The following is a 20913-nucleotide window of genomic DNA, read 5'->3' as shown; positions in this document are numbered from 1 at the left end:
CCCAAAAACAGGAGGAACACCCATGCGTGAGATTGGTCATTTCATCGGCGGCAAGCATGTTGCCGGCACCAGCGGCCGCACCAGCAACGTCTACAATCCGGCGACCGGCGAAGTGCAGGCGACCGTGGCGCTCGCTAGCGTCGAGGAACTGCGCGCCGCCGTCGAGAACGCCAAGGCCGCGCAGCCAAAATGGGCTGCCACCAATCCGCAGCGCCGCGCCCGCGTCTTCTTCAAGTTCGTCGAACTCCTGAACCTGCACATGGACGAGCTGGCCGAAATGCTCTCCAAGGAGCACGGCAAGACGATCGAGGACGCCAAGGGCGACGTCATTCGCGGCCTCGAAGTCTGCGAATTCGTGTGCGGCATTCCGCATCTCGCCAAGGGCGAGTTCACCGAGGGTGCGGGTCCTGCGATCGACATGTATTCGATCCGCCAGCCGGTCGGCATCGGCGCCGGCATCACCCCCTTCAACTTCCCGGGCATGATCCCGATGTGGATGTTCGCGCCGGCGATCGCCTGCGGCAACGCCTTCATCCTGAAGCCTTCCGAGCGGGATCCGTCCCTGCCGATCCGTCTTGCCGAACTGATGATCGAAGCTGGCCTGCCCGCCGGCATTCTCAACGTCGTCAACGGCGACAAGGGCGCGGTCGACGCCATCCTCACCGATCCCGATATCGGCGCCGTTTCCTTCGTCGGCTCGACGCCGATCGCTCGCTACGTCTATGGCACGGCGGCGATGAACGGCAAGCGCGCCCAGTGCTTCGGCGGCGCCAAGAACCACATGATCATCATGCCCGATGCCGATATGGACCAGGCCGTCAACGCGCTGATGGGCGCAGGCTACGGTTCGGCCGGCGAGCGCTGCATGGCGATCTCGGTTGCCGTTCCGGTCGGTGAAGAAACGGCCAACCGTCTCGTCGAAAAGCTGACGCCGAAGATCGAATCCCTGCGCATCGGCCCCTATACCGACGACAAGGCCGACATGGGTCCGCTCGTCACCAAGGAAGCCTATACCCGCGTTCGCGGCCTCATCGACCGTGGCGTCGAAGAAGGCGCCAAGCTCGTGGTCGACGGCCGCGATTTCAAGCTCCAGGGCTATGAAGACGGCTATTTCGTCGGCGGCTGCCTGTTCGATCATGTCACGCCGGAAATGGATATCTACAAGACCGAGATCTTTGGGCCTGTTCTCTCCGTCGTGCGCGCCAACAACTACGAAGAAGCGCTGTCGCTGCCGATGAAGCACGAATACGGCAACGGCGTCGCGATCTACACCCGTGACGGCGATGCCGCCCGCGATTTCGCCTCGCGCGTCAATATTGGCATGATCGGCATCAACGTCCCGATCCCGGTTCCGCTCGCCTACCACTCCTTCGGCGGCTGGAAGGCATCGAGCTTCGGCGACCTCAACCAGCACGGCACCGATTCGATCAAGTTCTGGACGAAGACCAAGACCGTGACTGCCCGCTGGCCGTCCGGCATCAAGAGCGGCGCGGAATTCGTCATGCCGACGATGAAGTAATCTGCGCAATCCATCGATTCGCAATGCGGGGGCCATTCGGCCCCCGTTTCATTTGATCGTTGGAAACAGGCTGGCTACCGGACCGGCGCGCTGCCATCCATTCGGGCCCCAAGTGCGCAGACTGGTTTGGATTGCAACCAGAGGGTTCCGAAACGGGATTGACGTCGCGGCAATTGGCCTCATAAGCTGAATGCGAATTTCATATTTTGGAATTGTTCAAAACTAGCAAACCGCCTATATAGGTCTGAATAGCACGAGTCAGGAGATCGGCATGCGGTTGACGAAGCAGACCAACTATGCGGTTCGCATGTTGATGTATTGTGCTGCCAATGAAGGGCAGCTGAGCCGGATTCCGGAAATTGCCAAGGCTTACGGGGTTTCCGAACTCTTTCTTTTCAAGATCCTCCAGCCGTTGAACAAGGCGGGTCTGGTCGAGACCGTGCGCGGCCGCAACGGCGGCGTGCGCCTGGGCAAGCCGGCGGCCGAGATCACGCTCTTTGATGTCGTGCGGGTGACGGAAGACAGTTTCGCCATGGCCGAATGTTTCGAGGACGACGGCATGGTCGAATGCCCGCTGGTCGACAGCTGCGGCCTGAACTCGGCCTTGCGCAAGGCGCTCAACGCCTTCTTCGGCGTGCTTTCGGAATATACGATCGACGACCTGGTCAAGGCGCGTCCGCAGATCAATTTCCTTCTCGGTCTGACCGGCGAACAGGAATATCGCAAGCCCGCCATCGTGGCGCCGGCCGCCTGAATTTTAAAGAGCAGCGCAGACTTCTGAAACCGCGGTTGCCTGGGCAGCCGCGGTTTTGTTTTGGCGCGTCGAACCCGCTTCGAAAGCTGGGAAATGTCGGTCACATGTCGCCTCTGGCGGCGTTTTTATACCAAATGCGACAAAATTTCGGTCGTTTTTGTGCGAATATTTCCAATTGAGGCTGATTTTTGACTGAAAATTTCTAAAATTGTCCAACTGGAAAAATTTTCTCCTTAGCCCGTTGCTTTCAGTAGATAAATGTCGTTCCATCGACCGTCGATCGGGATGCCTATCTGCGGTCTCCAGACATCAAAAAAGAACAACCGGGAAACAATACTATGAAAAAGATCTCTGTCATGCTGGCAGCGACGGCCCTGATTTCGGTCATGGCGACGTCGGCCTGGTCCAAGACCCTTGTTTATTGCTCCGAGGGCTCGCCGGAAGGCTTCGACCCGAGCCTCTACACGGCAGGCACGACCTTCGATGCGTCGTCGCGCACCGTCTACAGCCGCCTCGTCGAATTCAAGCACGGCGGCACTGAGATCGAACCCGGCCTGGCCGACAGCTGGAGCGTTTCGGACGATGGCAAGGAATACACCTTCAAGCTTCATCCCGGTGTGAAGTTCCAGACCACCGACTTCTTCACGCCGACGCGCGATTTCAACGCCGACGACGTGGTGTTCTCCTTCGAGCGCCAGCTGAAGTCCGACAATCCGTGGAACAAATATGTCGAGGGCGGCTCCTACGAATACGCCGCCGGCATGGGCTTCCCTGAGCTCATCAAGTCGGTCGAGAAGGTCGATGACCTCACGGTCAAGTTCACGCTCAACCACCCGGAAGCGCCGTTCCTTGCCGACCTCGCCATGGATTTCGCTTCGGTCGTTTCCAAGGAATATGCCGACAAGCTTGCCGCCGACGGCAAGATGGCACAGCTGAACCAGCAGCCGCTCGGCACCGGCCCCTTCACCTTCGTCGCCTACCAGCCGGATGCTGTCATCCGCTACAAGGCGAACGAAACCTATTTCAAGGGCAAGGAAAAGATCGACGATCTGGTTTTCGCGATCACCTCTGATGCCGCTGTCCGCGCTCAGAAGCTGAAGGCCGGCGAATGCCACCTGATCCCCTATCCGAACGCCGCCGACGTTCCGGAACTGAAGAAGGATGGAAATCTGGTCGTTCAGGAGCAGGCCGGCCTCAACGTCAGCTACCTCGCCTACAACACGCAGATGGCTCCCTTCGACAAGCCGGAGGTTCGCCGCGCGCTCAACATGGCGATCAACAAGCAGGCGATCGTCGACGCCGTCTTCCAGGGTGCGGCCACCGTTGCCAAGAACCCGATCCCGCCGACGATGTGGTCCTATAACGACGCCGTTCAGGACGAAAAATACGATCCGGATGCAGCCAAGAAGGCGCTTGCCGATGCCGGCGTCAAGGATCTCAGCATGAAGGTGTGGGCGATGCCGGTGTCGCGTCCCTACATGCTGAATGCGCGCCGCGCCGCCGAACTGATCCAGGCCGATTTCGCCAAGGTCGGCGTCAAGGTCGAGATCGTCACCCATGAATGGGCCGAATATCTGAAGCTCTCCTCCGACGTGAAGCGCGACGGCGCCGTCATCCTTGGCTGGACCGGCGACAACGGCGACCCTGACAATTTCATGGATACGCTGCTCGGCTGCGATGCCGTCGGCGGCAACAACCGCGCCCAGTGGTGCAACAAGGAATATGACGACCTGATGACCAAGGCCAAGCTCACGGCTGATGTCGGCGAGCGCACGAAGGCCTATGAGCAGGCCCAGCTGATCTTCAAGAAGGAAGCCCCCTGGGCGACCCTCGATCACTCGCTCGTCTTCGTCCCGATGAGCAAGAAGGTCTCCGGCTTCCAGATGGACCCGCTCGGCATTCACCGTTTCGACGGCGTCGACGTATCCGAATAACAAGAATAATGTAAGAATGCCCGGCAGAGCTGGGCGCAGCCGGCGGTCAGGCGCCCCCTGACCGCCGGAAACTATTGGACATCTGCCATGTTGCGTTTTTTCCTCGGCCGCTTCGCGGTGCTGATACCGACATTCCTCGGCGTTTCCCTGATAGCCTTTTCGTTCATCCGCCTGCTTCCCGGCGATCCCGTCATGCTTCTGTCGGGTGAACGTGTCATGGCGCCGGAGCGGCACGCCCAGATCATGCACGATCTCGGTTTCGACCGGCCCATGTATGTGCAGTATTTCGATTACCTCGGAAAAGTGCTGCAAGGCGATCTCGGCACTTCGATCGTCACCAAGCGGCCGGTACTCGGCGAATTCCTGACGCTGTTTCCGGCAACGCTGGAGCTTTCCTTCTGCGCCATCATCCTCGCGGTCTGTCTTGGCGTGCCCGCCGGCGTCTTTGCGGCCGTCAAGCGAGGCACGTGGTTCGATCAAAGCGTGATGGGCATCGCCCTTGTCGGTTATTCCATGCCGATTTTCTGGTGGGGCTTGCTGCTCATCATCTTCTTCTCGGGCTACCTCGGCTGGACGCCGGTGTCCGGGCGCATTTCGCTGATGTATTTCTTTAAGCCGGTCACCGGCTTCATGCTGATCGACAGCCTGCTGTCGGGCCAGAAGGGCGCCTTCGCCTCGGCTGTCAGCTATCTCATCTTGCCAACCATCGTGCTGGCGACGATCCCGCTTGCCGTCATCGCGCGCCAGACGCGCTCGGCGATGCTCGAGGTGCTGGGCGAGGACTATGTCCGCACGGCGCGCTCGAAGGGCTTGAAGCCGCTGCGTGTCGTCGGCGTGCATGCGCTGCGCAATGCGATGATCCCCGTCATCACCACGATCGGCCTGCAGATCGGCGTCCTTCTCGCCGGCGCCATCCTCACCGAAACGATCTTTTCCTGGCCGGGCATCGGCAAGTGGATGGTGGATTCGGTCTTCAAGCGCGACTACGCCGTGGTCCAGGGCGGTCTTCTGCTGATCGCCGGCGTCATCATGCTGGTCAATCTGATTGTTGATGTTCTCTACGGCTTCATCAATCCGCGCATTCGTCACTAGGAGCGGACCATGAGCACGGTCACCGTGAAAACCGGCCAGCCATCCGCTCTTGCGGAGTTCTGGCATTATTTCTCCCGCAACAAGGGCGCCGTCATCGGCCTCGTTGTTTTCGTCATCATTCTCGTCGTCGCGGTCTTCGCGCCGGTCTTTGCGCCGCATGCGCCGAACGAGCAGAACCGTGAGGTGCTGCTCGCCGTGCCCGCCTGGATGGAGGGAGGCCGCGCCTCCTTCCCGCTCGGAACGGATGCAGTCGGCCGCGACATCCTTTCGCGGCTGATCTATGGCGCGCGGTTCTCGCTGTTCATCGGCGTCGTGGTCGTGACACTTTCGGTCATTTGCGGCGTTCTGATCGGCCTCGTCGCCGGCTATTTCCGCGGCAAGATCGATACGGCGATCATGCGCCTGATGGATATCATCCTGGCCTTCCCGTCGCTGCTGCTGGCACTCGTGCTGGTCGCCGTGCTGGGGCCGGGCCTCACCAATGCGATGATCGCGATTTCGCTGGTCAACCAGCCGCATTTCGTCCGGCTGACGCGCGCCTCGGTCATTTCGGAGCGGGAGAAGGAATATGTGATCGCCTCGCGCGTTGCTGGTGCGGGCACCCTGCGCCTGATGTTCAAGACGATCCTGCCGAACTGTCTTGGGCCGCTGATCGTCCAGGCGACGCTCGCCTTCTCGGCGGCGATCCTCGATGCCGCCGCCCTCGGCTTCCTCGGCATGGGCGCACAGCCGCCGACACCCGAATGGGGCACGATGCTCGCCGAATCCCGTGAGTTCATCTCGCGCGCCTGGTGGGTTGTGACATTTCCGGGTCTTGCCATCCTCATCACCGTTCTCGCCATCAATCTGATGGGCGACGGTCTGCGCGATGCGCTCGATCCCAAGCTGAAGAGGTCGTGATGCCACTTCTCGAAATCGAAAATCTGACCGTCGAATTTCAAACCTCGTCCGGTCTTTTCCGCGCCGTCGACGGCGTCTCGCTCACCTGCGACAAAGGAGAAATCCTCTCGGTCGTCGGTGAATCCGGCTCGGGCAAATCCGTTGCCATGCTGGCCCTGATGGGGCTTCTGCCCTGGACGGCGAAGATCACCGCCGACCGCATGCAGTTCGACGGCCAGGATCTGCGCGGCATTTCCGCCCGCCAGCGCCGCAGGATCGTCGGCAAGGACATGGCGATGATCTTTCAGGAGCCGATGTCGAGCCTCAATCCGTGCTTCACGGTCGGCTTCCAGCTCGGCGAGACGCTGCGCGTCCATATGGGTCTCAACCGCAAGGAACGCCGCGAACGCTCGATCGAGCTCCTGAACCTCGTCGGCATCCCGGCGCCGGAAGACCGCCTGTCGAACTTCCCGCATCAGATGTCGGGCGGCATGAGCCAGCGCGTCATGATCGCCATGGCGCTCGCCTGCAATCCGAAACTCCTAATCGCCGACGAGCCGACGACGGCGCTCGACGTGACGATCCAGGCGCAGATCCTCGATCTGCTCGTGCGCCTGCAGAAGGAGCAGTGCATGGCGCTGGTGCTGATCACCCATGACATGGGTGTCGTTGCCGAAACCGCCGAGCGCGTGCAGGTGCAATATGCCGGCCAGAAGGTCGAGGAGCAGCCGGTCAAGGCGCTGTTCCGCGATCCGCACCATCCCTATACGGCAGCTCTGCTTGCCGCCCTGCCGGAGCGCGCCGAAGTCGGTCAGCGGCTTCCTTCCATCGCCGGCGTCGTTCCCGGTCAGCACGGCCGCCCGACGGGCTGTCTTTTCGCACCGCGCTGCGGCTACGCCACCGTCGAGTGCGAACGCGGCGTCGTCCGCCAGGGGCCGGAGCTTGGGCTGGCACTCTGCAACTATCCTTTGAAAGACGGCAAGCCACTCGGGCATCCCGGTGTCATGGCCACTGAAACTGCAGGAGACCTGGTATGACGGGCGCTGTTCTTGAGGGCAGGGATCTCGCCCGCTTCTACACCGTCAACCGCGGCCTCTTCAAAGCCGATGCGACCGTCAGGGCGCTGAACGGCGTCAGCTTCAGCCTCCAATCCGGCAAGACGCTCGCCGTCGTCGGCGAATCCGGCTGCGGCAAGTCGACGCTCGCCCGCCTGGTCACGATGATCGAGGATCCGACATCGGGGCAATTGCTGATCGACGGCAAACCCGCTGAGGTCGGCGACCGCAGCCTGCGCAGCCAGGTGCAGATCGTCTTCCAGAATCCTTACGGCTCGCTCAACCCGCGCCAGAAAGTCGGCGCCATCCTCGAGGAGCCGCTGAAGATCAACACCGACCTCGATGCCGCCGCCCGCCGCCGCAAGGTGGAGGAGATGATGGCCCGCGTCGGCCTTCGTCCGGAACATCACGGCCGCTACCCCCATATGTTCTCCGGCGGCCAGCGCCAGCGTATCGCCATTGCCCGCGCTTTGATGCTGCGGCCGAAGGTGCTGGTGCTGGACGAACCGGTTTCGGCTCTCGATCTTTCGATCCAGGCGCAGGTCCTGAACCTGTTGATGGATCTGCAGAAGGAGATGGGCCTTGCCTATCTCTTCATCTCGCATGGCCTCTCCGTCGTCCATCACATCGCCGATGAGGTGATGGTGATGTATCTCGGCCGCCCGGTCGAAACCGGTCCCGCCGCCGAGGTCTTCGCGCGGCCGCGCCATCCCTATACCGCTGCTCTGCTGTCGGCGACACCGATTGCCGATCCGGAACGTGCCAAGAACCGCATCCGTCTGCAGGGCGAGCTGCCTTCGCCGTTGAAGCCGCCGTCCGGCTGTCACTTCAATCCGCGCTGCTGGAAGGCGCAGGACTATTGCCGCCAGGTTTCTCCCGAACTAAGTGGAGAGGGTGCGCAACAATATGCCTGTCACTTCCCGCTCGACTGAGCGGGAAACGAGGGTTTGGAGGAACCATGCCGGATGAGCGGTTGAACGAGCCCCATGCGATCATCGTCATGGGGGTCAGCGGTTGCGGCAAATCCTCCGTCGGCGAAAAGCTTGCCGAAGCCCTGCACCTGCCCTTCGTCGAAGGCGATGCGCTGCATCCGGCCGCCAATGTCGAGAAAATGTCGAAGGGCATTCCGCTGACCGATGAGGATCGCATGCCCTGGCTCGACCTTATCGGTGAACGAATGAAGGCTTCGCTGGAGAAGGGCGAGGGCATCATCGTCTCCTGCTCGGCGCTGAAGCGTCTCTATCGCGACAGGCTGCGCATTGCCGCCGGCGGCAATCTGTTTTTCGTCTATCTCGAAGGCTCCCAGGCGCTCCTGACAAAGCGTATGGGCGAGCGCAAGGGGCATTTCATGCCGGTCACCCTGCTCGAAAGCCAGCTGGCGACGCTTGAGATGCCCAGAGGTGAACAAGGCGTCGTCACCGTCGATATCGGCGATACGATCGAAGGCATCGCGGCAACGGCTCTGAAGGGCCTCGCGACCCTCGGCGTCACGGCTTGAAGCGCTGCGGCGAATAGGCCGCGATGTCGATCAACGGCGTCTCGCCGGTAATGACCTCTGCCAGCACGCGGCCGGTCACCGGCCCAAGCGTCAGCCCGTGATGGGCATGGCCGAAGGCGAACCACAGGCCCTGATGGCGCGGCGCCTTGCCGATAACAGGCATCATGTCCGGCGTGCAGGGGCGCGCGCCCATCCAGGGCTCCGGATCGAGCCTTTTGCCGAGCGGGAAGATCGTGCGGGCCACGGCTTCAGCCCGGTCGAGCTGGACCGGCGTCTTCGGCGCATCGAGCCTTGCGAACTCCGCTCCCGTCGTCAGGCGGATGCCGCGGCTCATCGGCGCCAGGAGATAGCCGCGCTCGGCATCGAGCGTCCAGTTGTTGAGAACGGCATCGCCCTCAACGCCATAATGCATGTGATAGCCGCGCTTGACGCCGAGCGGAAAGCGATAGCCGAGCCGGCGGGTTGCGACGGCCGCCCAGGGGCCGAGCGCAATCACCGCATCATCCGCCTCGAGCGGGCCTTCCCCGGTCATGATCTTCCAGCCGGAGCCGAACTGGCCGAGCGAGGCGGCCTCACCCGTCACGAACCTTCCGCCGAGGCTTTCGAAATAGCGGCGATAGGCCGATGTCAGCGCATGCGGATCGAGCACCGACCAGGGATCGCGCCAGCGCAGGCCGCCGACGAAATCGCCCCTGATGTCGGGCTCCATGCGGGCGATATCTTCCGCGCTCAGGCGGTCATACTCGACTCCGAATTCGTTTCGCCAGAGCGCTGCTTCCGAAAAGGCCTCGTCGCGCTTGGCCTCCGTCCGGTAAATCTTCATCCAGCCATCCTTGCGGATCAGCGCTTGCGCCTGCGCGGCCTCGATCAGGTCCTTATGTTCCGCGATCGAGTTCTCGATCAGCGGCGCATAGGCCCGGGTGATGGCTTCGTGGCGCCGCGCATTGGAATTCCACCAGTAGCGGGCAAGGAAGGTGACCTGGCTCGGCAGCGTGCGCAGGTGATAATGCGCGTCGATGCGATTGTTGAGGGCATAGCGCAGCAGGAGACCGAGCTGCTGGGGAAAACCATAGGGCACGACGCCTTCGCGCTGGATCAGCCCGGCATTGCCGAAGGAGGTTTCCCGGCCCGGATCCTTGCGGTCGATCAGCGTCACCTGCCGGCCGCGCCGCTGGAGATGGATGGCCGTGGAAACCCCGACGATGCCGGCGCCGAGCACGATTGCGTTCTTCGTCATTTCCCCTGAATTCCGCTTTGTTATCAGGTGAAAATGCCCCTGCCGCTACTGCCGCGCAAACAAAAAATCGCATTCATTTCAAAATCATTGCGCTTTCCAGTGCGGTATTTTCGGCTCTCATGCGGATGAGCAGGACGAAGGCGTTGAGAAGCGAAAAGACGAGTGCGTATAGCGGCAGGCCGAAGGCGAGCGGAAGCGCGGCGATCTCGCCGACGACGATCGCATAGTTCGGATGCCGCAGGAACCGATAGGGGCCTGATGTAACGAGCGGCGCGCCCGGCAGGATGATGATGCGCGTCGTCCAGCGCTCCTTCAGCGTCGCCAGCACCCAGAGCCGCAGCGCCTGCAGCCCCATGAAGACCAGGAACCAGAAGAGCCCGACCGACCTGCCTGGCGCGAGCAGCCAGAGGCCGATGATACAGCCGGCATGCAGCGCCACCATGGCCGGATAGTGCTCCGGCGCCACTTCTCTGGCGCCCCTGGCGAGAAGGGCTGCGGTGTTGCGCCGGGCAAGCACGAGCTCCCCCAGCCGCTGCAGCGTCACGAATGCAAGAAGGGCGACTGACGGCCACATCACGCGGCCCTCCTCAGCGTCACGCAGCTGGCAGAAAAGCCCGGCCCCATGGCAATCATCGCGGCCCGTTCCGGCAATCCGGCGCGGATCGCCCGCTCCAGCACGAAGAGCACGGTCGGCGAGGACATATTGCCATATTCGGCAAGCACGGCGCGTTCGTGATCGAGCGTGCCCGGCGCCATCGAGAAGGCGCTCTCCATCGCGGCCAGCACCTTGGTGCCGCCGGGATGGCAGATGAAGCGGCCGATATCCTGCCGCTTCAGCCCGTTGCGTGCCAAAATGGCCGTCACCGCCGGGCCGAGCTCCTTCTCGGCAAACGGCGGCAGCGATTGCGCCAGCACGATGCCGAAGCCGCCGTCGTCGATCTTCCAGCCCATGATATCGAGCGTGTCGGGAAAGAGATGCTCGCCGGTCGATTCCACCTCCGCCAGCCCGCCTTCGCCCGATCGCAGCACGCAGGCCGCCGCACCGTCGCCGAAAAGCGCCGTCGCGATGATGTTCGCCCGCGTCAGCTCGTCCAGGCGGAAGGCAAGCGTGCAGAGCTCGACCGAGACGAAGAGCACGACAGCGCCCGGCCGACTGCGGGCCAGCCGCGAGGCGAGTGCAAAACCGGAGACGCCGGCCGCACAGCCGAGCCCGAAGACAGGCACGCGCTCGATATCGGCCCTGAAGCCCATGCGGCGGGCAAGCTGCGCATCGAGGCTCGGCGTCGTGAAGCCGGTGGATGAAACCGTCACGACACAATCGACATCGCCGGCATCAAGCCCCGCCTGACGCAGTGCCGAAGTGGCGGTCTCGACGAAGAGCCCGCCCGCCACCTCCGAATAGGCCTGCATCCGGTCTTGCCAGCCATGCGGTTCGTCGAACCAGGAAAGCGGCCGCGCCGCATGGCGCTTGTTGATGCCGGCGCTCTCGAAGACACGGGCAAGGTGGCGGAAATCGTCGAAACGGTCTGCAAACAGCCGGGCGGAGGCTTCGGCCGCCTGTGCCTGGGAAATGACGTGTTCGGGTGCGGCGACGGCGAGGCTTATGAGTTTTACGGTATAGGTCACGGAATTCTCCTTGTCGCTCCTGGCGCAACGACTGAGAAAACACGCGGTCCCGATGATTTATTCGGCCGCAATTGCTTCACGAAGCAGTGATGACGAAAAATAAAAACGCCGCCGAATAAAGCCTGATGCAGCGGTGTTCTCTCCTCGCAACGTCACTCTCGAGGAGTTTTCCCATGACGAACATGACAATTCGCGCCGCTTCCATCCTTCTCGGCGGCTGCCTCGCCGCTTCCCTCTTCGCCGGCCCCGTCTTTGCGATCGGTGACGACAGCAGCACTATGCCGACCTGCAAGAAGGGCGAGATCTACGACCAGAAGACCAAGAAATGCGTCAAGCAGCAGAGCGCCAATGTGTCGGACGAGAACCGCACCGACTATGCCTATTCGCTCGCCAAGGCCGGTCGCTACGAAGAGGCGCTTGCCATGCTCGACACGGTCAAGGACCAGAACACGGCCGAGGTGCTGAATTATCGCGGTTATGCCACCCGCAAGCTCGGCCGGACCGACGAAGGCATCTCCTATTACCTCCAATCGGTGAAGCTCGATCCGCAATATGCCAAGGTCCGCGAATATCTCGGCGAAGCCTATGTCGTCAAAGGCCGGCTCGATCTTGCCAGGGAGCAATTGAGCACCATCAAGGCGATCTGCGGCACCGCTTGCGAGGAATATCAGGATCTGAACGCCGCAATCCTCGATCCGTCGAAGATCTGATCGGCCGGCAAGGGCAGGACAGGGAACGGGAAGGGATACCCGAATGTCGGTCGCGCGCACTCCATTTCCTGCCTATAGTCGTGCAAGTGCGGAATCGCCGGTTCACCCGGCGATTCCCACGGACACAGGACTGACGGAGGCGGCCATCGCGAGCGAAGCGGATATCAGGAGCGGCCTGACGGAAAATCTGGCGCGGCTCTGGCGCTATGGCCTCGTTCTCTCGCATCAGCGCGACGTCGCCGACGATCTGGTGCAGGCAACCTGCCTCCGCGCGCTGGAGCGTGCCGGCCAGTTCGTTCCCGGCACCCGGCTCGACCGCTGGCTGTTTTCGATCCTGCATTCGATCTGGCTGAACGAGATCCGATCGCGCCGGGTGCGCCAGGGCCAGGGGTTCGTCGATGCCGGCGAGACACTGACTTTCGACGGCGCCCACGATACCGAAACGCATGTGATGGCGGGGCAGGTGCTGAAGCAGGTCAACGCGCTGCCCGAGGCGCAAAGGACGGTGGTTTTCCTCGCCTATGTGGAAGGACTTTCCTATCGCGAGGTCGCAGACATACTGGATATTCCGATCGGAACCGTGATGAGCCGGCTGGCGGCTGCCCGCGCCAAGCTCTCCGGCGCCGGAGCGGAAGGGGGACGGCAATGAACGAGAAACACACCATTCCCTCCGACGAGGATCTGACCGCCTTCATCGACGGCGAATTGACGGCCGAAGAGGCCGCGCGCATCGAAACCATGGTGAACGAAGACAAGAGCGTCGCCGAAAGGCTGGAATTCCTGTCGCGCGCCAGCCTGCCCTTCGAACAGGCCTTCGCCCCGCTGCTCGCCGAAGCGCCACGCCAAAGACTGGAGGTGATGCTCGCCGCCATTCCGCCGCGCGACAGCCTAAAACCTGCTTCCGCGCCCTCGATCCTTACCCGCCGCCGCTTCCTCGGCGCCCTTGCCGCCTCACTCGTTGCCGGCATCGCCATCGACCGCGCCGTCATCGGCATCGGCCGGAGCTTTTCGGCAAAGGACGAAAACAGCGAATGGCGCGCTGTGGTTGCCGAATATATCTCGCTCTACACGCCGGAAACGTTGGCCGGTCCCGTGCCCGCGAGAGAGGAACAGGCCGCCCAGCTCGGCCCGCTTGACGAGAAACTCGACCTGTCGCTCTCCCCCGAAGCCGTCGCGCTTCCGGGTATCGATTTCAAGCGCGCTCTGCTGCTGCAATATGACGCCAAACCGCTCGCCCAGATCGCCTATCTCGACCCCGAAACCGGCCCGATGGCGCTCTGCATCGTCAGGTCGGACGCAGGGCCGAAGGCCCCGGACCTCGAGAGCCGCAAAGGCATGAACGTCGTCTACTGGTCGAACGCGACACACGCCTTCATGCTGATCGGCCATGCGGCGGCGGACAGGATGGCGGCGATGGCGGATGAGGTGCGGGGGAGGGTGGCGGCGTGAGACTTCGCCTAAATTTCGACTTCCGGGGTAGTATGGTGTTTCTAATATCGCAGAAAACGACGAATCGCCTCTTTTAGGGTAAAAGGTAGATATCGCTGCGCCCAGCGCCTGCGCGCTACCTGACGCGATGAGCGCAATCCACCTGAAAATCCCGGCACAATCGTTCGCACCCGCTCCAATGTTCGCGTCAATGCGGATTCATAAGCGAGGTAGATCCCATCAGGCTCCGGGCAAACAGACGTGTAAAAGGTTGAAAGCCGATCGAAACCACCATTTTCAAGCAGTTGAAATTGGTGAAAATGGTAGAATATTAGCGGTGATGCATCAACAATGATGGCGCCCATTGCACTCACGCCGAACGTATGCTTTTCATAATTCCACGGTGCAACACCGGCGCCGGGATGCTCTATGATATGACAGTGCTTATAACGGTCGGGCCACTCGTCGAGATACTTCTGGTCCCCCATTTTCCCGTCCTCTAGACGATAATAGCACCATTCGATGCATTGATCGCGCCATCTGGAGAGACAGGCCATTCCTTCGTCGTCGCGTCGGAACGTAACCCATTCAACACAGAATCTTCCATTCACCTCGCGGTCGTGGAGCCGCGGCGCAAAGCGGTGTTCGATAATTGCGACGGAGCTGTCTCCGATCTCATCGAAGATCGGCTGAAGCGGGGAATAAAAAAGCAAATCGGAATCGAGATAGGTAAGTAAATCAATTTCCGGGTAATTCTCGAATAGATACCAAGGGAGGCAGGGCGAAAGCGTCCAACAATATTCAGCCACGCCCCGTGTTTTTTTTGCTTGAAGGAGTTCTTCCGTCTCCACTTCGGCAAGCGATATACCCGTGACGCCTGGGATCGCCAGAAGCGTGATGATGTCACTGGTTTGCTGGTCCAGGCAGAGTACGAAAACGTGAGAATCTGAACTCTGACGCATGAGGCTGTCGATCATGGTTATCCCTTTGATAAGATATCCACTATCGAAAAGCGTGCAGAAATATTTTGTCATATTCGAGTTGTCTCGTAAGGCTGTTCGGGCGTCGGAAACGCCTTCAAATGACTTGCTTGCGAGAGTCAGGCTACGACCCGGACGACTTAACCATAGGCCCGCATCGCATATTCGCCTCCTAGAAAGGCACGATATGCATCAGCGATTCCCTCTTCAAGGCTGATGCGAGGCGCCCAGTTAAAGGATCGCAGTTTTGTTGCGCTCATAAGTTTCCGCGGAGTTCCATCTGGCTTCGAGAGATCATGATCAATCTCTCCGGAAAAACCGACGACATCGCAAACAAGCTTTGTCAGCTCCAGAATGGTGACATCGTCGCCCGAGCCAACATTGATATGGCTGTCGCCTGAATAGACCTTCATCAGATGCACACATGCGTCCGCACAATCGTCAACATGGAGGAATTCACGTCGGGGATTTCCCGTTCCCCAGATCGTGATCGCCAGCTTGCCTGATATCTTGGCCTCATGTGCCTTTCGAATCAGTGCGGGCACAACGTGGCTGGAGTTGAGATCGAAATTATCGCCTGGCCCGTAAAGATTTGTAGGCATAGCGGATATGAAATCCACACCGTGCTGGCGACGATATGCCTGGCATAGTTTGATGCCCGCGATTTTCGCAATGGCATACCATTCGTTAGTTGGTTCTAACGTGCCGGTCAGCAACGCTTCCTCGACGATTGGTTGGCTGGCGAATTTTGGATAGATGCAACTCGATCCCAAAAATAGGAGCTTTTCCACCCCCGCCTTATAAGCGGCATGGATGATATTCGCTTCCATCATTAGATTGTCATATAGGAAATCGGCAGGAAACTGATCGTTGGCAAGAATACCGCCAACCTTGGCGGCGGCAAGAAAGACCGCCTGTGGGCGGAACGCGGTCATCCAAGCATCGACTTGCGCCTGATTGCGAAGATCGACATCCTTGCGATCCGTCGTCAATATTTCGCAATTTTCGCTCTCCAGCCGGCGGGCGATGGCCGAACCCACCATGCCTTTGTGACCGGCAATCCAGACTCGTTTACCCGCGAGGCTGTAGAGGATGTCAGACATTGACCAATCCCTTGTTGCCGCCATTGTCAAGTGGCGTGCGCGCCATAATCTTCAGATCTTCGCGCACCATTTCCTTGACCAACTGGTCGAGGCCGATTTCATGTTTCCATCCCAGCTTTTCCTGCGCTTTGCGCGGATCGCCGATCAGTAGTTCGACCTCTGTGGGCCGGAAGTAGCGCGGATCGACTTCGACCACGGCACGACCGGTTGCCGTGTCGTATCCTTTTTCATCGACGCCTTCACCCTTCCACTCGATGGTAATTCCGACTTCAGCAAAGGATCTTTCAACGAAACTGCGAACCGTATGGGTCTCGCCGGTTGCCAGCACATAATCGTCCGGCTGATCTTGCTGCAGCATGAGCCACATGCCGCGCACATATTCGCGGGCGTGCCCCCAATCGCGCTGAGCATCCAGATTGCCAAGATAAAGCTTATTCTGGAGGCCGAGATGAATTGCCGCCGCCGCACGCGTGATCTTTCGCGTCACGAAGGTTTCACCGCGAATTGGGCTTTCGTGGTTGAAGAGGATGCCGTTGGAGGCATGAATTCCATAGGCTTCACGATAGTTAACGACAATCCAATAGGCATAAAGTTTTGCAACCGCATAGGGACTGCGCGGATAGAAAGGTGTCGTTTCGCTTTGCGGTACTTCCTGTACCTTTCCATAAAGCTCTGATGTGGATGCCTGGTAGAAACGTGTTTTCTTTGTCAGTCCCAGAAGACGAATTGCTTCAAGGGCACGCAGCGTGCCGATGCCGTCAGCGTTTGCGGTATATTCCGGCGTTTCAAAGCTGACCTGCACATGGCTTTGTGCTGCAAGGTTATAGATCTCGTCCGGCTGGGTTTCCTGAATGATGCGGATAAGGTTGGTCGAATCCGTCAGGTCGCCGAAATGCAGAATAAAGCGCGGATCCTCTACGTGCGGATCTTCGTAAAGATGCTCGATTCGAGATGTATTGAATGAAGAGGACCGACGCTTGACCCCGTGGACGATATAATTTTTCTCCAGCAGAAGTTCGGAGAGATATGCGCCGTCCTGGCCGGTTACGCCCGTTATCAATGCTACCTTCTGATCGCCACGCCCCGTCTGTTTCATAAGTCTCATTTCCCGATATAATAGATTTGCGGTCTCAAGTGCTGAGTGCCTCATCAGCTTGTTGTGGCGGCATAGCGCAAAATGCAATCATTGGCACCCCCGGAATGCTACGATAACGCATCTGCTATATGTTCAATCCCTTGTTTCCTGTCTCTTCCTAAGAAATTGCCGCAGGCGGTTTACAAGCTTGGGCGCCCAGAACGCAAGTCGCGAAACTTTGAGGTCATGCATTGCCAGTGCATGAAGAATCTCAGCGTTCTGTCGCCGGATGTTGCTGAAGCTCTTGTTCGTCGCTCCCCCAAGACGCATTTTTACCAATATCTCCGGAATATAGAGAGAGGTAATGCGAGCTCTTTCGAGGAATCGCATCATCAATTCGATATCGGCTGCAAGAGAATAGCGTAGGTCGAAGACGCCATATTTTTCATAGACTGCACGACGGACATAAAATGTTGGATGCGGAGGGCACCATCCTCTGCGGAAGGCCCCGGCCGTAAATGGGGAAGACTTCCAGTATCGAACCTGCCTGCTGGTATCCTGTTGCGAGACATAGATCAGATCGCCATAACAGCAATCGAAGTTTTCATCTTCAAGTGCACTGGCAATCGTTTCAAGAGCCAGATTGCTCGCGAACATGTCGTCCGCATTAAGGAAGCCGATGATATCTCCCGATGCCCGGGCGATTCCCTTATTCATCGCGTCATAGATGCCTTTGTCGGGGCCTGAGAAAACCACACGATTGCCGGCGGCAGCGATGATTGACAGGGTCGCGTCCGTCGAGCCACCGTCGATGATCAGATGTTCGAAGTTCCGGAACGTCTGAGCGTCGACGGAGGCCAAGGTGCTTGCAATGGTTTTTTCCACATTCCAGCAAACGGTAATCAAGGTGATGTGGGGTCGCGCAGCACAAGTGGAGGCAGTTGTCGTCATGGAAACATCGCAGCCATTATTGAAATAGCAACGCAATGGTTATGCATGCGACGGCTCCGTTTTGCGGCAGAGGATGCTGATGACTTCCGAGGGGCCGCGTGGTGTCTGGTCGGTCGAGAGGGTTGCAGTTTGAACAACTTTCAGCCCGTGATTGGCCAGCAGCTGATAGAACAATGCATCGGAAAGATGAATTTCGATCGTCTCGACTCCATAGGCGGCTTTTGTGAAAACTTCGGTCGGTCTGCCGATCACCAATGGTGTACGGTGAAACAGGACGAGATCGCGCGCAACACGCGCTGTTTCGGCTATCGCTGCTTCGTAGTCGGGAATATGCAGCAGGCAGCAACCTGAGACAACGGCGTCGAAAGACGCGTCGGGATAGGTCAGCCGCGTCGCATCCTCTACGCGGAAATCAATTTCGGGATAATGGCTTTGCGCCATTGCTATGAAGGCAGGTGAATAGTCGCATCCGCTGTAAGCGAAAGGAAGGCCGCGAAGTCTCAGGACATCAGAATAGTAGCCGCTGGAACAGCCGATCTCGAGCAGGCTTCGCGTATGCCCTTCTTGAGCGTGCGGTTTCAGCAGATCGACGAAAACATCGAAGGCTTGGATGGATTTTCCGGAGGCGAAATCCTGCAATTGCCGGTCGACCAGCTGCCGCTGGCGGGCAGGAATGGAGGCCGCCGTCCACGATTTGGCCAACCGTTCCGCTTCCGTCGAAACCTCGTCTCCCGCTACGAGGGCATATCGTGACGATACGCCGAAGCGTGGATCGACAATACCCATCAGCAACTTCGCGGCATCTTGTAGCCGGGGGTATCTCTTCAACAGGCGACGTGTAAAGGCTTTCATGCAAGCCTCCCTCGGCGGCCGTCGATGTGATGTTCGAGAATACCGATGAGTTCATGCATGCGGTGCTCATAGGTATGCTCAGCCAACGTCCGCCGCTGGCCAGCCGCCGCAATTCGACTAATCTCATTGGGTTCTTGCAGCAATTTATTGATTTTTTCCACAGCGTCGCGCGCATCCGAATAGGGTACGACTTCCTGCCCTTCGACGAAAAGATCGCCGAGATTGCTCTTGCTGTCGGTTAGAAGAAGAGAACCGACGCCTGTTGCCTCGTAGAGTCGCATATTGTTGGCATAGTTTTCTGCGACCGCGATATGTCGATTGATCGTGATGCGGCTTCGCGCGAGCGCACGATACATGTCGAGGCCCCAGACCTCCCCCCGGTGAGCGGCAAGAATCGGCGAATCCTGCGGCAGGTTCTTTGCTCCATAACCGAAGAACGCGATTTTCGTGGTGCGCGCGAGATGTTCGAGGATCGGGATTGCATTTTTATGATGGGGACTGATGCCGCCAACAAAGGAGATATCGATATCCTTCTCGACGGCGCCTAGCGCATTGAGAACTCGGCGCTCGAAAGCGATACGAAAATATTCCGATTTGATACCCAGCCCCCGAATGCGATCCACAAAATGGGGAAAGGAGGTGAGAATAAGATCGTAACCGGAAAGAAAATCCGTTGGGGGTAGTGGGGAGGCGATCTGGCCGACGATCAAGCGGGTATCGCGTTTCAGCTCTTTCAGGACGCGGCTGGGGAAAAAGCTTAGATCCTGGCAATAGAGAACGTCGGGCTTCAGTTTGCGGATCTGAGCGATGGCAACGTCGAGAAGGCCCGGCATGGAGGAAAGCAATGGTCCGACCAACGGCACTCGAAAAAAGCGATGTGGTATTTTGAGTGAAAATTCGCGGATGGGAAAGTCGTTCTCGCGAGCCCATGCCATTTGTAGGGGCACGCAATTGCCGATCAGGTCATGCGCCTCCCAGCCGAGATCATTAAGATGGTGGGAGTAAAAATCCGACGTGCCGAAGAATTGCGAGAGCAGGCTGCACCGTTGATCGTCGAAGCTTTCAAGAGCAAGCGCGGGATTGGCGGCATAATGCCGCGAGAGAAATTGCCGATAGTAGGTATCGAAAATGACGATCCGCATCCGAATCTGCTTCCTTTGCTGCCGTTCACTTAGCCGATCGACAGCTGCACGAGCTATTGAAGCCTGGCTCTCAGTCTTGCTTTTGCAGAACGACGAGAAGGCTGTCGCCGAAGCCCAGGCGGTCCACTAGTCTGTTGACGTACGTCATTGTTCTGCCCGCCGTACCGGAAACACGCGATGCGAAGCGGTTTTTCCACCGCATAGCGAACGAACTCGTCGAGGGAACGGAAGGACCTCGACCCGTCCATGCGGAGGATGCTTGACCCTCGGCAGCAACGTCACCAAATGCCCGCAACTGCAGGATCGTCCACACATTCGGTGTAATCGTCTTCATGCTGGCGACGCGATAGCCGGTCTTGGCAGCGATGAGCCCGAAAGACTTCTTATTGTAATGGTGCAAATGGTACGGAATATGCCAATTGATCCACTTCCCACGGGAAAACTTCCGGTTTAGCGATCCGGTATTCGGAAATGCAAGAATAACCTTGCCACCCGGAGCTAGCCGCTCGCGCACAAGACGTAACAGCGCCAAGGGCTCGGGAACATGTTCAATGACCTGGTTGAGTACGATCAAATCGAATGTTTGACCGGGAAAGGGATTATCGTGAATATTGCCGATATGAACATTCAGGCCGAAATGCTCGGCGATCGCCCGCACGTTCGGATCCGCCTCGACGCCAAACGCCGTACCGCCGAGATTGCGAACCTCAAGCAGTGAAACACACGAGCCGCAGCCAATGTCGAGGACAGTTTGTCCAGGTAGCACGGCATAGTGTCCTTGATTGTCCGTGCCTTCACGATGCCTTTTCTCAGATGCTCCAGGCATCGTCACCGCCGCTGCTTCACGCTCGATCGCGCCAAAATCGACGTTGCCACGTGGGTAGTAGCGACTGTAGAGATCGGGAAGATCAGCTTCCGACAAAGGGGGGGCGGTGACCATCTGGCCGCAATTCTCGCATTTCAAGACAGAGAATATCCCCGGGCTGCCATAACGATCATCCCAGATGCGATCGATGAAAGGCTCGTTCTTACCGCCACACGCGATACATGCCCCGATGTTCCCTGCCGCCATGAAAAT

The 20913-nt window shown here is 59.2% G+C and carries 21 protein-coding genes; 11 read left to right on the top strand and 10 right to left on the bottom strand.

The features are described from left to right. The first annotated feature begins 22 nt into the window (after window positions 1-22). The 8 genes from CO670_RS02645 (at window position 23) to CO670_RS02610 (ending at window position 8731) form a co-directional block, all read left to right on the top strand. Window positions 23-1519 carry a CoA-acylating methylmalonate-semialdehyde dehydrogenase gene (locus CO670_RS02645; RefSeq protein WP_097588859.1) on the top strand — a complete coding sequence of 499 codons (1497 nt, stop codon included), beginning with the start codon at window positions 23-25 and terminating at the stop codon, window positions 1517-1519. Between the two features lie 271 nt (window positions 1520-1790). Continuing rightward, the gene (gene rirA / locus CO670_RS02640; RefSeq protein WP_097588858.1) at window positions 1791-2273 is read left to right on the top strand and encodes an iron-responsive transcriptional regulator RirA; all 483 of its coding nucleotides are present in this window, start codon (window positions 1791-1793) and stop codon (window positions 2271-2273) included. Between the two features lie 338 nt (window positions 2274-2611). Beyond that, window positions 2612-4207 (top strand): ABC transporter substrate-binding protein, encoded by a 1596-nt coding sequence (locus CO670_RS02635; RefSeq protein WP_097588857.1) that lies wholly within the window; start codon window positions 2612-2614, stop codon window positions 4205-4207. 87 nt (window positions 4208-4294) lie between these two features. Then, window positions 4295-5299: an ABC transporter permease subunit gene (locus CO670_RS02630; RefSeq protein ID WP_088676910.1), complete on the top strand. Its 1005-nt coding sequence runs from the start codon at window positions 4295-4297 to the stop codon at window positions 5297-5299. Window positions 5300-5308: 9 nt separating this feature from the next. Then, window positions 5309-6199, top strand: a complete 891-nt coding sequence (locus CO670_RS02625; protein WP_097588856.1) for an ABC transporter permease subunit — start codon at window positions 5309-5311, stop codon at window positions 6197-6199. Continuing rightward, window positions 6199-7215 carry an ABC transporter ATP-binding protein gene (locus CO670_RS02620; protein ID WP_097588855.1) on the top strand — a complete coding sequence of 339 codons (1017 nt, stop codon included), beginning with the start codon at window positions 6199-6201 and terminating at the stop codon, window positions 7213-7215. The genes CO670_RS02625 and CO670_RS02620 overlap by 1 nt, the downstream gene beginning before the upstream one ends. Next, window positions 7212-8165: a peptide ABC transporter ATP-binding protein gene (locus tag CO670_RS02615; protein WP_097588854.1), complete on the top strand. Its 954-nt coding sequence runs from the start codon at window positions 7212-7214 to the stop codon at window positions 8163-8165. The genes CO670_RS02620 and CO670_RS02615 overlap by 4 nt, the downstream gene beginning before the upstream one ends. Window positions 8166-8191: 26 nt before the next feature. After that, on the top strand, window positions 8192-8731 hold the full coding sequence (locus CO670_RS02610) for a gluconokinase (protein WP_097588853.1): 540 nt from the start codon (window positions 8192-8194) through the stop codon (window positions 8729-8731). Here the strand turns inward: CO670_RS02610 and CO670_RS02605 are convergent. From CO670_RS02605 to CO670_RS02595, 3 genes are all read right to left on the bottom strand, one after another. Then, window positions 8721-9968: an FAD-binding oxidoreductase gene (locus CO670_RS02605; protein ID WP_097588852.1), complete on the bottom strand. Its 1248-nt coding sequence runs from the start codon at window positions 9966-9968 to the stop codon at window positions 8721-8723. The genes CO670_RS02610 and CO670_RS02605 overlap by 11 nt on opposite strands. Before the next feature lie 73 nt (window positions 9969-10041). Further along, the gene (locus CO670_RS02600) at window positions 10042-10545 is read right to left on the bottom strand and encodes an isoprenylcysteine carboxylmethyltransferase family protein (protein ID WP_097588851.1); all 504 of its coding nucleotides are present in this window, start codon (window positions 10543-10545) and stop codon (window positions 10042-10044) included. Next, window positions 10542-11594 (bottom strand): type III polyketide synthase, encoded by a 1053-nt coding sequence (locus CO670_RS02595; protein ID WP_097588850.1) that lies wholly within the window; start codon window positions 11592-11594, stop codon window positions 10542-10544. The genes CO670_RS02600 and CO670_RS02595 overlap by 4 nt, the downstream gene beginning before the upstream one ends. Before the next feature lie 173 nt (window positions 11595-11767). On the opposite strand from CO670_RS02595, the gene CO670_RS02590 reads away from it, so the two are divergent. Genes CO670_RS02590 through CO670_RS02580 form a run of 3 tightly spaced genes read left to right on the top strand, consistent with a single transcriptional unit; the run spans window position 11768 to window position 13753 of the window. Continuing rightward, window positions 11768-12304 carry a tetratricopeptide repeat protein gene (locus CO670_RS02590; protein WP_097588849.1) on the top strand — a complete coding sequence of 179 codons (537 nt, stop codon included), beginning with the start codon at window positions 11768-11770 and terminating at the stop codon, window positions 12302-12304. A 43-nt stretch (window positions 12305-12347) separates the two neighbouring features. Next, window positions 12348-12953 carry an RNA polymerase sigma factor gene (locus CO670_RS02585; RefSeq protein ID WP_097588848.1) on the top strand — a complete coding sequence of 202 codons (606 nt, stop codon included), beginning with the start codon at window positions 12348-12350 and terminating at the stop codon, window positions 12951-12953. Continuing rightward, complete coding sequence (locus tag CO670_RS02580) at window positions 12950-13753, top strand: Fis family transcriptional regulator (RefSeq protein ID WP_097588847.1); 804 nt, start codon at window positions 12950-12952, stop codon at window positions 13751-13753. Before CO670_RS02585 ends, CO670_RS02580 begins: the two co-directional genes overlap by 4 nt. Before the next feature lie 41 nt (window positions 13754-13794). On the opposite strand, the gene CO670_RS02575 is transcribed toward CO670_RS02580, so the two are convergent. From CO670_RS02575 to CO670_RS02545, 7 genes are all read right to left on the bottom strand, one after another. Further along, window positions 13795-14709: a hypothetical protein gene (locus CO670_RS02575; RefSeq protein ID WP_245425729.1), complete on the bottom strand. Its 915-nt coding sequence runs from the start codon at window positions 14707-14709 to the stop codon at window positions 13795-13797. Window positions 14710-14852: 143 nt separating this feature from the next. After that, window positions 14853-15815, bottom strand: a complete 963-nt coding sequence (locus CO670_RS02570; protein WP_097588845.1) for a GDP-L-fucose synthase — start codon at window positions 15813-15815, stop codon at window positions 14853-14855. Continuing rightward, entirely contained in the window at window positions 15808-16911 is a 1104-nt protein-coding gene (gene gmd, locus CO670_RS02565; RefSeq protein WP_097588844.1) for a GDP-mannose 4,6-dehydratase, read from the bottom strand. Before gmd ends, CO670_RS02570 begins: the two co-directional genes overlap by 8 nt. Window positions 16912-17043: 132 nt before the next feature. Next, on the bottom strand, window positions 17044-17841 hold the full coding sequence (locus CO670_RS02560; RefSeq protein ID WP_097588843.1) for a glycosyltransferase family 2 protein: 798 nt from the start codon (window positions 17839-17841) through the stop codon (window positions 17044-17046). A 39-nt stretch (window positions 17842-17880) separates the two neighbouring features. Continuing rightward, window positions 17881-18693 carry a class I SAM-dependent methyltransferase gene (locus CO670_RS02555; protein WP_097588842.1) on the bottom strand — a complete coding sequence of 271 codons (813 nt, stop codon included), beginning with the start codon at window positions 18691-18693 and terminating at the stop codon, window positions 17881-17883. Next, window positions 18690-19835, bottom strand: a complete 1146-nt coding sequence (locus tag CO670_RS02550; RefSeq protein WP_097588841.1) for a glycosyltransferase — start codon at window positions 19833-19835, stop codon at window positions 18690-18692. The genes CO670_RS02555 and CO670_RS02550 overlap by 4 nt, the downstream gene beginning before the upstream one ends. Before the next feature lie 70 nt (window positions 19836-19905). Beyond that, window positions 19906-20907 carry a class I SAM-dependent methyltransferase gene (locus CO670_RS02545; protein WP_097588840.1) on the bottom strand — a complete coding sequence of 334 codons (1002 nt, stop codon included), beginning with the start codon at window positions 20905-20907 and terminating at the stop codon, window positions 19906-19908. Window positions 20908-20913: the final 6 nt, after the last annotated feature.

This window comes from Rhizobium sp. J15, from assembly GCF_002531825.1.
Taxonomy (GTDB): domain Bacteria; phylum Pseudomonadota; class Alphaproteobacteria; order Rhizobiales; family Rhizobiaceae; genus Rhizobium.
The sequence above is the reverse complement of the archived record's forward strand: the minus strand, read 5'-3'. Positions and strand labels throughout refer to the sequence as shown.

Excerpts from the sequence above, each read along its gene's own strand:
- CO670_RS02645 (WP_097588859.1), top strand. The coding sequence starts at position 23 with ATGCGTGAGATTGGTCATTTCATCGGCGGCAAGCATGTTGCCGGCACC.
- rirA (WP_097588858.1), top strand. The coding sequence starts at position 1,791 with ATGCGGTTGACGAAGCAGACCAACTATGCGGTTCGCATGTTGATGTAT.
- CO670_RS02635 (WP_097588857.1), top strand. The coding sequence starts at position 2,612 with ATGAAAAAGATCTCTGTCATGCTGGCAGCGACGGCCCTGATTTCGGTC.
- CO670_RS02630 (WP_088676910.1), top strand. The coding sequence starts at position 4,295 with ATGTTGCGTTTTTTCCTCGGCCGCTTCGCGGTGCTGATACCGACATTC.
- CO670_RS02625 (WP_097588856.1), top strand. The coding sequence starts at position 5,309 with ATGAGCACGGTCACCGTGAAAACCGGCCAGCCATCCGCTCTTGCGGAG.
- CO670_RS02620 (WP_097588855.1), top strand. The coding sequence starts at position 6,199 with ATGCCACTTCTCGAAATCGAAAATCTGACCGTCGAATTTCAAACCTCG.
- CO670_RS02615 (WP_097588854.1), top strand. The coding sequence starts at position 7,212 with ATGACGGGCGCTGTTCTTGAGGGCAGGGATCTCGCCCGCTTCTACACC.
- CO670_RS02610 (WP_097588853.1), top strand. The coding sequence starts at position 8,192 with ATGCCGGATGAGCGGTTGAACGAGCCCCATGCGATCATCGTCATGGGG.
- CO670_RS02605 (WP_097588852.1), bottom strand. The coding sequence starts at position 9,968 with ATGACGAAGAACGCAATCGTGCTCGGCGCCGGCATCGTCGGGGTTTCC.
- CO670_RS02590 (WP_097588849.1), top strand. The coding sequence starts at position 11,768 with ATGACGAACATGACAATTCGCGCCGCTTCCATCCTTCTCGGCGGCTGC.
- CO670_RS02585 (WP_097588848.1), top strand. The coding sequence starts at position 12,348 with ATGTCGGTCGCGCGCACTCCATTTCCTGCCTATAGTCGTGCAAGTGCG.
- CO670_RS02580 (WP_097588847.1), top strand. The coding sequence starts at position 12,950 with ATGAACGAGAAACACACCATTCCCTCCGACGAGGATCTGACCGCCTTC.
- CO670_RS02575 (WP_245425729.1), bottom strand. The coding sequence starts at position 14,709 with ATGATCGACAGCCTCATGCGTCAGAGTTCAGATTCTCACGTTTTCGTA.
- CO670_RS02570 (WP_097588845.1), bottom strand. The coding sequence starts at position 15,815 with ATGTCTGACATCCTCTACAGCCTCGCGGGTAAACGAGTCTGGATTGCC.
- gmd (WP_097588844.1), bottom strand. The coding sequence starts at position 16,911 with ATGAAACAGACGGGGCGTGGCGATCAGAAGGTAGCATTGATAACGGGC.
- CO670_RS02560 (WP_097588843.1), bottom strand. The coding sequence starts at position 17,841 with ATGACGACAACTGCCTCCACTTGTGCTGCGCGACCCCACATCACCTTG.
- CO670_RS02555 (WP_097588842.1), bottom strand. The coding sequence starts at position 18,693 with ATGAAAGCCTTTACACGTCGCCTGTTGAAGAGATACCCCCGGCTACAA.
- CO670_RS02550 (WP_097588841.1), bottom strand. The coding sequence starts at position 19,835 with ATGCGGATCGTCATTTTCGATACCTACTATCGGCAATTTCTCTCGCGG.
- CO670_RS02545 (WP_097588840.1), bottom strand. The coding sequence starts at position 20,907 with ATGGCGGCAGGGAACATCGGGGCATGTATCGCGTGTGGCGGTAAGAAC.